The following is a 14256-nucleotide window of genomic DNA, read 5'->3' on the forward strand; positions in this document are numbered from 1 at the left end:
GTATATTGAAGTCATACAAACAGCAACCGAAACGGAGCACACCATGAAAACTTTTCTCTCGACCGCTACCGCCGCCGCTGCCGCGCTCCTGATCGGCACCTCGGCTTTCGCACCAGTACAAGCGCAGCCGCACCATCAGCGCGCCGACGTCATCATCATCAAGAAAGCGCCGCCAGCGCCGCGCCGCGAAGCCGTGCCGAATGCGCGCCGTGGTTTTGACTGGGTGCCGGGTTATTGGAACTGGAACGGCCGCCGCCACGACTGGATTGCCGGCCACTGGGAAAAAGTGCGTCCTGGCTACGCCTACCAGCGCGCAGCATGGCGCCAGGACCGCAATGGCTGGCACCTCGACCGCGGCGGCTGGCGTCAGGAAGTGCGCGGTCGTGACAATGGCCCACGCGGCGACCGTGATCGCGACGGCGTCCCGAACCGCCACGACAACCGTCCGAACAATCCGAACCGCTATTAATCCGGATGGACAGGGCGGCGGCGATCCACGGCAAGCATCACGCCGCTGTGTCGTCGTCGCCGGACACCTGATTACGGCCTGACATCTTCGCCCGGTACAGCCGGGCGTCGGCACGTTCAATCAGGGTGCTCGTGGCAATGGCCGCGCCTTCTCCGCTGGTGGGCGACGCGCTTGACGTGTACACGCCAGCACTGATCGTCACGATGCCGGCGTCATTGCCGTCATGTGCGATCTGCAGCGCCATGACTGCGCAGCGGATGCGCTCGGCGACCATTCTGGCGCCGGCCGGATCGGTATCGGGCAGCAGTGCCACGAATTCTTCCCCGCCGTAGCGCGCCGCCAGATCGGCCGGACGCACCAGACTGTCGCGCAGCGCCGCCGCCACCTGGCGCAGGCAGGCGTCGCCCGCCACATGACCATAGGTATCGTTAAAGCGCTTGAAATGATCGACGTCGAGGATGACGATCGACAGCGGCAACCCGCTGCGCGCGGCGCGTGCCTGTTCCTTGGACAGCACCGTTTCGAAACGGCGCCGGTTGGCGATGCCGGTCAGGCCGTCGTGATCGGCCAGCACGGTCAGCGCCCGGTTACGTTCCTGCAATTGCTCGCGCGCGCCCACCAGTTCATTCTGCAAGTGGTCGCGAATCATGATCTGGCGCACCAGCCGCCAGCCAAATCCCAGCAGCAGCACGATGGCGACAAACGTGATCGCCGCTTGCGTGAGCATCGACTGCAGCCACTTTTCGAGGATTTCCTGCTTCGATTGCGCGGTCGCGACAATCAACGGATAGGTGTCGAGGTGGCGGTAACTATAGAGCCGCTCGATTCCGTCGATCTTCGAGCGGCGCAGGCCGGAACCGACCGGCCCCTGACGGATGTACATCTGCTGGATCGGTCCGTTGCTTACGTCCGTGCCGATCAGCGACTCGCTGTGCGGCAGGCGGTAGACCATCGTGCCATCGTCGAGCGTGAGCATGACCACGCCGGCGCGGCCGACATCGAAACTTTCGTACAGTGTCGAAAAATACGCTATGCGGATGGTGCCGAGGGCAACGCCGGCAAAGGTGCCGTCAGGATGATCGAGCCGGCGCGACACGGGCAATATCCAGTCCCCGGTCGACCGGCTGCGCACGGGTTTGCCCACGTGTACGCCGCGATCCGGGTGCTTCAGGTGATATTGAAAATATTCGCGATCGGCATTGTTGTAGCGTAGCGTGCGGTCTTGCGAGGTCATCAGCCAGCGCCCGTCGGCGCCGAACACGAACAGCCCATGCAGCTCTTCGACCTGCGCCGCCATATTCTTCAGATGCAACTGCAGCCGGACACGCGCCAAGCCATTGTCGACGCCATCGGTCTCGACGCGTTCAACCACGCCGGCGAGCACGGTATCGACCACGCGCACGGCGCTTTCGCCTTGCGCCGCCAGCGCATGCGACATATTGGCGGTGGCCACGGCCACCTCGGCCAGGCGCTCCTTGCGCGCGCGCCAGCTGTCCGAAATCTGGATTGCCAGTAGCAGCAGGCACAGCCCGACCACGAACAGCACGGCATTGCGCACGGCGGGGCGCTTTTCAGCGGTCAGGCGGGAGATTTCGGGAACGGTGCTATGGTCTGGCATGACGAGGCGGTGAGCCACCACTGGCGCAAACGCCATGGCCGTCAGCAGCAGCGACTCTCAATACGGGTAGAAAACCGACGAATTGTCGCACAGCGCTGCTGGATTACCTGAATTGTCACCACCTGATTACAAAGCCGCGCAACTTACGCCACCCGCAGTCCCAGCTCACTGATCAGTTCCGCCGCCTGGCGCGGCGTGATCCAGGCGCCCTGGAACAGCTTGACGTCGGCCAGCGTCAGGCCCGACAGATCGGCTTCGCGCAAGTCGGCGTTATCGAAGCGCGCCTGTTTCAGGCTGGCGTTGCGCAGGCTGCCGCCCTCGAACACCGTGTCGCGGAAATCGCAGGCGGCCAGGTCGGCATCGGAAAAATCGAGCGCTTTCAAGGTCGATTTGCGAAACGACATGCGGCGCAGGTCGGCGCCGATCAGCAAACACTCTTCGAAGCTCAAGCCCAGGTGCGCAGCTTCTTCGAAATTCGCACCGGTCAGCTTGCACCCCTTGAAGGTGAGGGACGCAAGGCGCGCGCGGCGCCAGCTGCTGTTGTTCAGGTCGCAGCTCTGGAACTGCGCATCGGTCAGGTCGGCCGCCTCGAAATCGGCTTGGCGGCCGCGGCAGCGCTGCCAGGTGGTCTGCGCCAGTTTGGCAGCATAAAACGAGGTTTCGGCAATGCTGCAGTTGATAAAGCTGCTGCCACGCAGGTCGAGCCGCGACAGATCGGCAGCGTCGAGCGTGCAATCGACAAAAGTGACGCTGCCACTGGCAAGCGCCGCAGCGATGGCGTCGCGGCTGGGGGAATCGGTAAATGTATGCATTAATTTGTTTTGAAAAAAAGCTCGCACGAAAGCGGCGACCTTGTTTCAAGTTCCCGGGTTACGCTTATGGCGGCGAACATCATGATTACGGCAGTTTACCTGAATTCTCCCATGCCCAATTCGTGCTTGATTTCATCGACAACCGCAGGCATTTGAGGGGCGGAGCAGGGTGTTGTGCGCAGGGCGGGAAAAGGTCGAAGCTGAGTTTCCACTTGGACAAAAAAAAGGTAAGATAGTGTCGCTCCCTTTATGTTTTTGATAAGCGCTTATTATTGGTTAAGCCGATTGAAAACAGTTGAAGGGTAATCGTGTTTGAGAAATTCGGAATACAAGATGGATCATAAGAAATCGGCTGATTGGGAACTCGCTTCCGGCAGCTGGACGGTGGCAACCAACGATGGCGAGATTCGCCTCAATCGTACGGTGATGGGCAATGCCGTCGCCGCCTCATTGGGTGTTGCAGACATTGCCGCCATCATGAAAATGCGCCGTGCCAACGGTGCGCCAACGCTGTATCCCCCAGATTTCAATTTCTCGCCCATCGACGGCGCGCGGCTGGCACCAAACAGGCCCAGCGGCGCCAGCTGGATCGCGCCAAGCGGCGCGTCGGCCATCACGGACGCCGGCATGCCCGAAGCCGTCGGCCTCAAGCGCACGCGTCTCAGCGTGCCGGTCGATCGCCTGCGCCGGCATGACGCCGACAGCATGGCCGATATGGAATTGCCACTGCCACCACCCGGCGAGTACGAATTCTTCTCGGGCACGTTCGGCACGGTCGATGCCGTCCTGCTGGCGCTCGATACGGGCAAGGGCACACTGTTTGGCTGGTTGCCGGCGTCGCAAAGATGGCAGCCGCTGCTCGGCACCGGCACGCGCCTGCTGTCCGAATCGACCTTGCCCGTGCATGCCTGGCGCGCCGAGATGGCCGCCGCATTCAACAGCCGCCTGTATATTGCCACCGAGCATGGCCTGGCGATGCTGGTGCCCGATTTCGCGGCGCTGCAGTTCCGGATCGATTACGTCGGCAACGCCCCGGTCGTGGGCGCGCCGGTGGCGTTCGATCACCAGGTGTGGGCGCCGATCCGCCATGAAGACGGCGTGGTGCAGTTCGTCTTTGCCGATGCCGATGGCGTGGCTGGTCCGCCGCTGCGCGTCGATGGCCGCTGGACACTGGGCGAGATGGGTGCGCCGTGTGCCTATGGCCGGCTCGCGGTCTGGCCCTGCGCAGCGGGGCAGCTGCGCTTGCAGAAAATGACCGATGGCAGTGTGGCGGCCACGTTCCTGGCCTGGCCGGACAATATCAAGCCCCATTTCGAGTTCGGCAGCGCGCACATGGCGCGCTCGGGTTCGCTGTGGCAGTTGTGCTTCGATAGCCGCCTCGACAGTTATGTGTACGTGCGCCTTGGCGTGAACGAACACGAACAGGTCGCCGCGCTCAATCCGCGCATCGGTTCGGGCACGATCAATTACCGCTTCGCCACCAAGCTGAAAACCGATCCGTGGATCGAGCCGGAACATGGTGACGACGGCGCAGCCAACACGGTCGTCGTGCCGCTGCTCGAACTGGGCGAGCGCAGCGCCGTACTGGGGCTGCGCATCGACAGCACGGCCGGCCTCGGCACGTTGCTCAATTCGGCTGAACGGATGCGCGCGCAACTGGTCTACGATGATGAGAACAACGACATCGTGTTCCACACCATCGCGGTCAGCAAACCATGGGAACTGCGCCTCTTCCTGCACAACGGTTACTTGTGGGCCTACCACCCCGGCATGCAGCGCATTCTCGGCTGGGACGTCCAGCAATGATGCCGCGCGCGTGGTGTGCGGCGCTCGCGTGCGTCGTCCTGGGTCTGTGCGCTGTGCCGGCGCAGGCCATCCAGCAAGCATTTCTGGTGCAGAACTCCGGCTGGATGGAGCCGTTCTACGCCGATCCGCAATCGCAGTTCAAACCGCTGATCGCCGCCGTGGCCAACGCCGCCGCGCGCCCGGGCGACAAGGTCATGGTGCTGGCGTTCAGCCAGTCCAGCGGCAACAATGTCTCGCCGCGATTGCTGGGACAGGGCGATGGCGCCGCCCAGGTTGCCGGCTGGCTGGCGCCGCTCGCGCCTGCGCGCAAGAGCGCCAGCGCACTGGCCGACACGGATTTTCGCGAAGCGGTGACCAAGACCATCGGTGAAACGTTCAAGTCGCGCCCCGGCATCATCTGGATCTTCACCAACAACAAGAACAGCCCCGGCAACGATCCCGCCACGGCGGCGCGCAACCTGGAGTTCTACCGGCTGCTGCATTTGGAGCCCTCCATCACGCGCACCGTGGTGTTCCCGCTGCGCATGCCGGTGCAGGGCAAGTTCTTTGCCGCCAAGGGCTTGATGGTCTACGGGCTGGCCTACGGCAAGGAAGCCGGCGACGAGTTGGGTCGCATGGTGGCCGAAGGCCGGCTGTTGACCATCCTGACCAAACCCCCGGCGCGCTTGAAACCGGTGGACCAGGACGGCGTGCGCATCGTGCCGCAGGCGGTACTGAATACCCCGAACATGACGGCATCGATGGGCACCGACAAGCGCACCGTCGTGCTCGATGTGGACGCCGACAAGCTGGTCCCGCAAGTGCGCCTGAAGGCGTCGTTGCAGAACCTGTTCTATCCCTACCTGATTGCGCAGGCCACTGTCGATGGCCAGCTGCGCACGCGCGCCGGCACGGCACCGCTCATGGTGACACCGACAGCCGTGAGCAACCTTGCACCGGGCGCCAGCCAGTCGATCGAGGTGAGCTTCAAGCTGCCCCTCGAGGAAGTGCCATCGGCCTGGTCGCGCCAGGCCATTGCAGCGATGGGCAAGCAAGTGATCATGCCGATGTCGGTGAGCCTGGGCCTGAGCAATCAGCGGCTGGCCTTGCCGGCATCGTTCAAGACCGAGATGCAGGACCTGTTCCCGGGCGATCCGCTGTCGGACATGTTCGTGCCGCCCGACAGCGTGAAATCGTCGACGGCGCAGGTGCCGCTGATCGTGCGCGTGCAATATCCATTGACGCCCGTGCTCGTGATCGTTGGCGGCGTGCTGGCGTTGCTGCTGGCGCTGGCCGCGCTCGCGTTTCTGGCCATGAAAACAACGCGCTATCCGGTCATGGTCAACGGCGTGCGCCGCAACGTGCTGCTCAAGCCGTTCAAGTCGCTGGCGATCAAGGCCGACGACGGCGCCGCGGTCGGCGAAATCCGGCGCGGGCTCGGCCGTCCGACCGTGGTCCAGGTCGAGCCGGGCCAGACGTTGACCATCGCGTCGTAATCCATTCAAGTAGTCTTTATCCCATTCAGGAGAACGTGGCATGACGCAGCAAGCAAAAGATAACGCAGGCTTTGCCCTGCCGGCACCGGTCGAAGGCCAACAGGCGCCAGCAGCGGCGGCGACTCCGGCGACCCCCGCAACGGGAACGCCAGAGACCGTCGAATCGCTGCCGGTGACCACCGACGTCGATACGTCGTCGCGCGATGCGCTGATCGGCGGCGGCGTCTTGCTGGTGCTGTTCATTGCGTTCTTCTTTGCCAAAAATGCCTACGCCAACACGCTGGTGGCAAAACGTATTCAACCGGGCAAGGCGAATGCGGCTGGCTGGTGGCTGTTCATCTTTTTGGCCAGCCTGTCGACCGGCGTCGTGCTGGCGGCAATCAATGCACCGAAGTTCATGGCGCCGCTGATCATCGGACCACTGACGCTGATCGGCCTGATTGCGCTGGTGCTGATGCTGCTGTCTTCCCGCAAATAAGTACCCAGACCAGGAACCACGCGACATGGCAGATAATCTGAACCAAACGATCGGCGCCGGTACCGGCGAACGCAAGCAGGAGCAGAGCATCGACCTGCGGCCGACGCTGTTCATCGGCATCGGTGGCACCGGCATGGAAGTGCTGATGCGCGTACGCCGCCGCATCCTCAACACGCTGTGGGGCGGCAACGGGGCGCGCACCCGCGTCGACAGCCTGGCCGAGTTTCCGGTCGCGCAATTCATCCAGTTCGACCTCGACACGGGCGCCGTCATCGACAGCGGCCGCGCCCAGGCCGAAGACCTGCAATTTGACCAGGTCAAGTTCACCGACGAAGAAAAAATCGTCGAAGCGTTCGACATGGACAAGTACAGCCGTGACGACGACGCGCTCGAGAAATACCCGCACATCAAGGAATGGCTGTCGCTGACGCCCAAGAAAATCCGCGAACTGGGCATCGACCCGTCGAAGGGCGCCGGCCAGATCCGCGCCGTCTCGCGCCTGTACCTGTTCGACAAGTACACCAAGATCCGCGACAAGATCCGCCTGAAGCTCAAGACGCTCAAGGCCGGCCTGTCGCACGAGCAGCAACTGGCGCGCCTGGGCCTGCGCATGGAAACCGAGAAATTCCGCATCGTCATCGTAGGCTCGGTGGCCGGCGGTACCGGTTCCGGCGCCTTCCTTGACATGGGTCTGCTGGCGCGTTGGCTGGCTAAGTCCGAAGTGGGCAATGCCGACGTCGAACTGATGCTGTTCTTGCCGACCGGTTACGCGGGCGCCAACAAGGAGCGCACCGAAGCGAACGGTTACGCCGCGCTGATGGAACTCGAATCGGCCATGCTGGGCAACAAGGGCTACGTGGGCCGCTGGGATGCCTACGACCAGCCGGAATTGCCGCGCGAACCGTACAGCGAAGTCTATCTGATCGACTCGGGCAACCTGGCGCAGCAGCACACGAACGACGTCAAGGATGTCTACCACATGGTGGCCGACACGCTGTTCGAAGATTTCGCGTCTGGCGACTTCGCCCGCCGCAAGCGTTCGGTGGCCGTGAATCAGGCGCAGCACAAGAACTTCCTGCACGATGCGCTGGTGCCGAAGAACCGCTTCGCCGACATGCGCCTGTCGTACTCGAAGCGCTTTTCGTCGTTTGGCCAGGCCGTGCTCGACACGCGCCAGGAAGCGCGGCGCGAAGAGCGCGCGCACCGCTGGGCCGGCGCCATGCTCAAGGCCTTCTTTGGCGTGGGCGGCGTCGACACCGGCGTGAACCGCGCCACCGACAAGCAGCGCGACGAATTCATGGCGGCCCAGATGGCGCTGCGCGCCGCGCCGTTCAGCGATTTCCCGACCTTCTCCGACCGCAACGTCGAGCTGAAACGCTCGAGCGGCGAGTTCCTCGATTACGCGCTTGTCGACGACCTGCTGCAGGACAAGCACGGCTTGCTGCTGGCCGGCGTCGAGCAGCGCGTCAACGCACGCATCGACAGCATCCGTACCGGCTTCGACCGTGCCGAATGGCCGACGCAGGTGCGCGACACCGTCCAGCAGCTCGAGCGCGACTCGGTGCGCGACCAGGATTCCACCGCCGACACGACCGAAGACCGCGTGGTGAAGCGCCGCCGCGAAGTGCTCGAGCGCATCAAGCTCGCAATCCGCGACCAGCTTTACGCCTACCTCGACAACAAGGATTTCGGCGGCCTCGAATACGTGCTGTCGCTGGTCGAGCAGATCAAGGACCGCCTCGAAGCACCTGGCTCGGGCCTGATCAGCGCACTGAAGCTCAACAGCGAGCGTTACCGCGAAATCAAGGAAGCGGTACGCACCCGCGAATACGAACGCCTGCTGTCCAACCTCGAGCAAACCAAGGGCGGCTTCTTCAGCAGCAATAACGAAAAGCAGGCGGTCACGGTGCTGGACCACCTGCGCACCGAAATCGCCAATGCGCTCAAGTTCCACCTGCGCGCCAAGGCGGCCGACGAAGCGGCGATCCTGATGGCCGACCTGTCCGCGTGGCTGGGCAAAAAGAACGGCGTCGACGCGCAGGGCCGCGCCATCTGGAACGGCCTGGTCGGCGAATTGCAGGCCGGCCGCGAAGCCGTGCTGGCGATGCTGGGCCAGCTGCAGCACGCCAACGCCATCATCCAGCAAGACCTGAACAAGGACCACGCCACGTTGATCACGGTGCCGGTGGCCGAACGCAACGTGCCGATGCCGAACGCGCTGCAACTGCGCGAATGGGCCGACGAGGCGTTCAAGGATCTGGGCGGCTCGAAGGTGCTGTTTCCGATGCTGGGCGACGCCGCCCAGCGCAGCGAGATCATCAACAAAGTCAAACGCATGGCCGAGCGGCAGTTGACGCTGGCCGGTGCGGGCGACGCTGAAACCGCCGACCACGATCCATTGATCGAGGCTCTGGAACAGATGAACCCGGCTGAACGGATGGACCGCTTCCGCAAACTGCTGGCTTGCGCGATGCCGTGGATCGACGCGAATTTGTCGGGCGACTTCACCGTCAAGGCCGACCAGTTCAAGTGCTTCGTGGGCGTGGCCAATGCCGACCGCTTCAAACGCCTGTTCGGCGCCGAACTCAATACCTGCGTGCCGACCCAGGCCAATATCACGGCCGCGCAATTGTCCATCGTCGAGACCGGCGTGCCGGGCCGCGCCGTCTGCTACTGCGAGCTGTCCGGCATCCCGATGACGGTGCTGCGTGGCATGGAAGGGTGGCGCACCAGCTACCGCAAGGAAGCCGAAAAGAACCCGACCCACACGCACATCGACTCGACCCAGTTCAGCCATCCGATGGCGCCGACCACCGACGAGATCAACCGCCTGGCCGAAGACTTCAAGCAGTACCTGCAGGCGATCATGCTGGGCATCCTGACGCGCTCGACCCAGCGCGTGATCCCGCGCGGGCAGTACCAGTTTGCCGTCGCGCGCGGCGACGTGCGCCGCATCGGCAACGAACGCGCCATCCGTCAGAACGGCTTGCCGGCCACGTACCGCGACGCCATCGTCGAACGGGTGCAGGAGCGCCTGGCCGAACTCGACGCCAGCCAGACCGTTGCCCTGGCGGCGCTGGCCAGCTATTACGAGACGGCCGTCTATACGCCGAAACTGGTGGAAGACGCGACCGGCGCGCAGGATGACCGCAAGGGCTTTGCCAGCGCGATTGCCGGCGAAGCCAAACGCGAGCTGGCCGAGAAGGCCCGCCGCAAGGGCATGAGCCAGCGCGACATCGACCGCGCCGACGAGCAATTGCTCGAAGTGCTGACCGAGTGGGCGAGCGTCGTGCCGGATTCGGATGAAGACGCGTATGACTGGGAAGTGCGCGAGCCGGGCGAGGATGGCCATCTGCGGCTGAAGTACGTGATCAAGCCGGATGCGTTCAATGCCGGTAAGTTAGACGCGTTGCTGGCGCCGCAGGCTACTGCGCCTGTTGCCACGTTCCCGGCTGGTGCGCCGGTCATGCCTGGCATGCCGCCGCCACTGGGTATGCCGCCACCGCTCGTCGAGCATCAATATCACTTGGGCATTGGCGGGCAGCAGTTTGGGCCGTACAACGCGCAGCAGGTTGTGCAGATGGTGCAGGCGGGGCAGGTCGTGGTCGCTGGCACGAAAGTGTGGCGCGCGGGCCTTGCGGCCTGGGGCGAACTGGCGCAGTTGCCGGAATTGACGATGCTGTTCGCAGCGCCGGCGCCGGCATCGCCGCCGCCGTTGCCACCGATGCTGTGAGGACGAGACTTTGAAACAGTGTTCTGGCTGCAGCGCAACGCTGCAGGGTGAGGTGGCGTTCTGTCCATTCTGTGGTGAAGGGGTGGATGGGGCGGTGCGCAAGGTGGGGCAGGTTGCTGCTCCGGTTGCGGCTTCGAATGCCGCTCCGGTTGCTGCGGTACCAGCGCCGCCGAGTGTGCCTGTGCCTGCGGCGCCTGTCGTGACACCGCAACCAGTTGCGGCGCCGACGGCAAGCGTCCCGCCGGCTGCTGCCGTGCCGCCGCCATCTGCGCCTGCAACGCCGTCCCGGCCTGCAGCCGATCGCGCGCCAATACCGCCTGCAACGCGCAAAGGCGGGAAGGGCAAGTGGATCGCTGGTGGGATCGGGCTGCTGCTGGTTGTGCTCTACAACATGGGTTCCCGGGACAAACCGGTGATCGAGGAAAACGCCTGCGAATCGGCCTTCGACCTGGGCACCCAGGCGGTCACGTCGGGCGACCTTGCCGCCGCGCGCACCCAGGCGCTGCGGGCCAGCGCCGAATGCGGCGACAAGGAGCGCGCCAAGGTCAACACCTTGCAACGTGCGATTGCGGCAGCGGAAAAGACCGACAACGCCTGCCAGCGCAACTTCCGTGCAATCGACGGCTTGCTGCAGGACAGCCGGCCCGGTCGTGCGCGCGCGGGACTGAACGAATTGACGGCGGCGTGTTCAAACAAGCCGGAGGCCGAAGCCTTGCGCACCCGGCTGGAGGCGACCCAGGAATCCATCAAGGGAGCGCTGGCTGACGTGCGCAGTGCGCTCAATGCACGTGACCAGGCGCAAGCTCGGGCCGCACTGGCCAAACTGACTGGCCTGAACCGCGATGAACCCAGCCTGAATCAGCTCAAATGGGAGGTCGACGCACTGGACGCCGCCGCTGCGGCTGCAGCCCAGCCAGCGCCGCCTGCCGAAGTCTTCATGCCGGGTGCGGCGCCGGTTCAGCGTGCACCAAGCCAGGTGCAGGAGCCAGTTGCGCCACGTGCGCCGACTGCGCCAAGTGCTTCAAGTACACAAGACGCTGGCGCCGCGCAGCGCACGTCGATGGCAACGATGTTCCTGCGCGATGCCGAGCAGGCGCTGTTGCAGCGAAAATTTGATGCCGCAAAAACCTATGTAGAAAGCGCACGCCGGGCCGACCCGAACAATCCGCAGCTCGACAGCATGATGCAGCAGATCCGCGATCGTGAACGCCAGATGCTCCAAGAAGAAACCACCATCAGATAATGCAGTCTCATCAGGAAAAACCATGAAAACGCCAATGAAAAAGATCGTTGTCCTGACGTTGCTGACGAGCCTGGTATCCGGCTGCGCCACGACGGGCCAGAGCGGCATGTCGCAAACGCAGTACCCGCAAGGCGGCGTCGCCGCCGAGCAAGACCCGTGCGCCGTCGGCTCATCGGCACTGATGGGCGCCGCCGCCGGCGCACTGCTGGGCGCGCTGATGGACGGCAAACGCGGCGCAGCACGCGGCGCTGCCGCCGGTGGCATCGTGGCCGCACTTGGCTGCGTGGCCATCAACTCGCAATCACGACAGACCCGCACCGCCGCCCAGGTCGACAACGACTTCATCCGCACCCGGGGCCGTCTGCCTGCTGAGCCACAAGTGGTGTCGTATCAGCCGCGCCTGAACGCCAGCACGGTACAGCGTGGCAAGCCAGTGGTGGTCAACTCGACCGTTGAACTGGTCAACGGGGCGACGACACCGGTGATGCAAGTGCGTGAAGAGCTGGTGGTGTTCGATCAGGATGGCAAGCAATTCAAATCAGGCTCGAAGGCGCTGACCAACAACTCGGGCGGGCGCTTCGAGAACTCGTTTGAAATCACGCTGCCGAAGGATGCGTCGCAGGGACGCTATGCGCTGCGGACTAATTTGTACGTCAACGGCAAGCTGTCGGCGTCGCGGGATATGAATACGCAGTTGGTGTGGAATGGGGTGGGGCAGGTGATGATCGCCAGCCGTTGAAAATTGGCTTGATCGTGGCAACTTGAATATCAAACCGTTTGAACCCCTAAAACTTTTAGGCATAAGGATTCGATTCCAAGATGAAAGCCCTATAAATCGCTCTACGCTTTCTCGGTCGTCATAGAATTCACCTTGCCGAAACGGCGTATGCTTCGCCTACTCGCTAAGGTTATGCGAGCATGTACTTTTTTGCGAGCAGGGCGTAATTCATTGATGATTTTCTGTATCTTTATTAAGAATTCTTTGGGCACTAAAAACATTGAAAGATCGCTGATAGCTATTGAGCTGTTAGAAATTTTGGATTTTCAGCTGACCCAAGATTTTTTTAGTGTGTCTATTGTTTTTCTTGCTTAATTATATTGCGTTTCATTTCAGTGCTGCTGTCATCTGCAATTGTCACTGGCTTTTGAGTACTCGTGAAAGTATTTCCTTCAATGATCACATTCTTGCTTGAGCCGGTGAGATAGATGGCATGACGGTTAGCAGAGTTCTGCTGGACATCAATTAGATTGCCACTAATAACAGTATTTGACGCGTAGTGCAGTGCAATTGCTGCTTTAACTTCACGCCTCGCCTCAATCAATTGTCTAAGATCTCTGATCCTGTTCAAGTCAGAGCCTTTCATCTTCCCGGGTATACGTGGCGAAGTTAATATAATTTTATTGTTTAATATCTTCCCATTTTTACCTGCCATTGCAATGGCAACTATCCCGCCACTCTCGATAATGCAATTTCGGATAATATTGCCGTCTCCCTCTAATAGTATTCCCATATTATCAGTTTTTATCAAAAGATTTTCTAGAATAATATTCGTTTTTTTTAAATTTCCCAAGCTTTTCATCTACTTTTTTTTCTACTCCATCGATGTCCCAACTGCTTAGATTGGACAATGCAAATCCTAGTCCGCGTAAGTCAATAACACCGTTTCTTATAATTATGGTATCTGCTATCGTTATTGACTCCGCAGCTCCTTTTTCTTTTTTAGAATCATCGAAATTAATCGAAATCCCACTCGAATGTCCGTCACTATGAAGAATGTGATTAGCAAGATCTATAACTACATTGCTAGCCCTAACTTCGATTAAATGACGGTACCGTGCCGGGCCACTATGGCCTGCTCCGTCATAAAGACGTCTCTGCCAAAAGTCTGTGCCTAAGCAATACTGCCCAGAATTCGAGATTACCGCTTCTTTATATGGTCCGGCGTCCGGAGTCAGTCTGGTGCAATGATTTAATTTTGGGATAATATTACGAGGCTGTTGTAACTTATCTGTTTTTTCATTTCTAAGAGAAAATATTAGATAAAATATAATTAGCGCTAATATTAGAGATGGCCAAAGTTTCCAGCGCTGTAGAAATAGTTGAAAAATCTTTTCCATTTTTTATCTTTTTTCATCGGGCAAAGGTTGACTTCCTTGGGGTAATATGGTCCCTGGGTAGTTATATATCTTTAAGGAATTTAACGCTGCTGCGCGATTCTTCTCCGCGATCTGTTTGCTATAGCCATGCTTAAACGGCGTTTCTTCAGCAAAGCCGGGGTCAGGTCTGACATTCGGACACGAGCTCAGGCTTAATGCAGCGTCGAAGTAAAAACTTGGCTAAATGGAGCCATTCGTTACCATATAGTAATAACAGAAGGAAAAGTATAGAGCAGGCGTCCGAATATTAAACATGAACCCTGCTTGTCCTTAGAGAAAAAGCCAATTTTGAAGATTGGATTTTTTTTTAATCCTGTGGAGTTGTCGAGGGGTCTCTATTCAATGAAAGAAGTTCTAGGAAAGGTCTGACATTGATAAACGAATTCAGGCATAAGATAGCCTTCGGAAGTGATGAAATTATTCGCAATTGGTAAAACATTTTTATTTAGAAAATATTTATCAAAC

The 14256-nt window shown here is 60.6% G+C and carries 11 protein-coding genes; 7 read left to right on the top strand and 4 right to left on the bottom strand.

The window, feature by feature from the left end; genetic code table 11:
• Positions 1–43 precede the first annotated feature (43 nt).
• A complete protein-coding gene (locus AC56LH_RS02550; RefSeq protein ID WP_499643769.1) occupies positions 44–469 on the top strand; it encodes a YXWGXW repeat-containing protein in 426 nt (141 codons plus the stop codon).
• Positions 470–506: 37 nt separating this feature from the next.
• Here the strand turns inward: AC56LH_RS02550 and AC56LH_RS02555 are convergent, their stop codons facing one another.
• Both AC56LH_RS02555 and AC56LH_RS02560 read right to left on the bottom strand, forming a co-directional pair.
• Positions 507–2087: a sensor domain-containing diguanylate cyclase gene (locus tag AC56LH_RS02555; protein ID WP_499643771.1), complete on the bottom strand. Its 1581-nt coding sequence runs from the start codon at positions 2085–2087 to the stop codon at positions 507–509.
• 143 nt (positions 2088–2230) lie between these two features.
• A complete protein-coding gene (locus tag AC56LH_RS02560; RefSeq protein WP_499643773.1) occupies positions 2231–2899 on the bottom strand; it encodes a pentapeptide repeat-containing protein in 669 nt (222 codons plus the stop codon).
• 333 nt (positions 2900–3232) lie between these two features.
• On the opposite strand from AC56LH_RS02560, the gene AC56LH_RS02565 reads away from it, so the two are divergent.
• The 6 genes from AC56LH_RS02565 (at position 3233) to AC56LH_RS02590 (ending at position 12373) form a co-directional block, all read left to right on the top strand.
• Positions 3233–4705 carry a hypothetical protein gene (locus AC56LH_RS02565; RefSeq protein WP_499643774.1) on the top strand — a complete coding sequence of 491 codons (1473 nt, stop codon included), beginning with the start codon at positions 3233–3235 and terminating at the stop codon, positions 4703–4705.
• Entirely contained in the window at positions 4702–6180 is a 1479-nt protein-coding gene (locus AC56LH_RS02570; RefSeq protein ID WP_499643776.1) for a hypothetical protein, read from the top strand. Before AC56LH_RS02565 ends, AC56LH_RS02570 begins: the two co-directional genes overlap by 4 nt.
• 40 nt (positions 6181–6220) lie before the next feature.
• Positions 6221–6658 (top strand): hypothetical protein, encoded by a 438-nt coding sequence (locus AC56LH_RS02575; RefSeq protein ID WP_332530305.1) that lies wholly within the window; start codon positions 6221–6223, stop codon positions 6656–6658.
• Between the two features lie 25 nt (positions 6659–6683).
• On the top strand, positions 6684–10391 hold the full coding sequence (locus AC56LH_RS02580; RefSeq protein WP_499643778.1) for a tubulin-like doman-containing protein: 3708 nt from the start codon (positions 6684–6686) through the stop codon (positions 10389–10391).
• Between the two features lie 199 nt (positions 10392–10590).
• Complete coding sequence (locus AC56LH_RS02585) at positions 10591–11634, top strand: hypothetical protein (RefSeq protein ID WP_499643780.1); 1044 nt, start codon at positions 10591–10593, stop codon at positions 11632–11634.
• A 22-nt stretch (positions 11635–11656) separates the two neighbouring features.
• The gene (locus tag AC56LH_RS02590) at positions 11657–12373 is read left to right on the top strand and encodes a hypothetical protein (protein WP_499643782.1); all 717 of its coding nucleotides are present in this window, start codon (positions 11657–11659) and stop codon (positions 12371–12373) included.
• A 334-nt stretch (positions 12374–12707) separates the two neighbouring features.
• On the opposite strand, the gene AC56LH_RS02595 is transcribed toward AC56LH_RS02590, so the two are convergent.
• Complete coding sequence (locus AC56LH_RS02595; RefSeq protein ID WP_499643784.1) at positions 12708–13163, bottom strand: right-handed parallel beta-helix repeat-containing protein; 456 nt, start codon at positions 13161–13163, stop codon at positions 12708–12710.
• Positions 13150–13752 (bottom strand): hypothetical protein, encoded by a 603-nt coding sequence (locus AC56LH_RS02600; RefSeq protein ID WP_499643786.1) that lies wholly within the window; start codon positions 13750–13752, stop codon positions 13150–13152. The genes AC56LH_RS02595 and AC56LH_RS02600 overlap by 14 nt, the downstream gene beginning before the upstream one ends.
• Positions 13753–14256 lie beyond the last annotated feature (504 nt).

This window comes from Telluria sp. LT1R51-2, from assembly GCF_059685775.1.

What these genes read in the sequence shown, in the direction of transcription:
- AC56LH_RS02550 (WP_499643769.1), top strand. Translation starts at nt 44, where the DNA reads ATGAAAACTTTTCTCTCGACCGCTACCGCCGCCGCTGCCGCGCTCCTG.
- AC56LH_RS02555 (WP_499643771.1), bottom strand. Translation starts at nt 2,087, where the DNA reads ATGCCAGACCATAGCACCGTTCCCGAAATCTCCCGCCTGACCGCTGAA.
- AC56LH_RS02560 (WP_499643773.1), bottom strand. Translation starts at nt 2,899, where the DNA reads ATGCATACATTTACCGATTCCCCCAGCCGCGACGCCATCGCTGCGGCG.
- AC56LH_RS02565 (WP_499643774.1), top strand. Translation starts at nt 3,233, where the DNA reads ATGGATCATAAGAAATCGGCTGATTGGGAACTCGCTTCCGGCAGCTGG.
- AC56LH_RS02570 (WP_499643776.1), top strand. Translation starts at nt 4,702, where the DNA reads ATGATGCCGCGCGCGTGGTGTGCGGCGCTCGCGTGCGTCGTCCTGGGT.
- AC56LH_RS02575 (WP_332530305.1), top strand. Translation starts at nt 6,221, where the DNA reads ATGACGCAGCAAGCAAAAGATAACGCAGGCTTTGCCCTGCCGGCACCG.
- AC56LH_RS02580 (WP_499643778.1), top strand. Translation starts at nt 6,684, where the DNA reads ATGGCAGATAATCTGAACCAAACGATCGGCGCCGGTACCGGCGAACGC.
- AC56LH_RS02590 (WP_499643782.1), top strand. Translation starts at nt 11,657, where the DNA reads ATGAAAACGCCAATGAAAAAGATCGTTGTCCTGACGTTGCTGACGAGC.
- AC56LH_RS02600 (WP_499643786.1), bottom strand. Translation starts at nt 13,752, where the DNA reads ATGGAAAAGATTTTTCAACTATTTCTACAGCGCTGGAAACTTTGGCCA.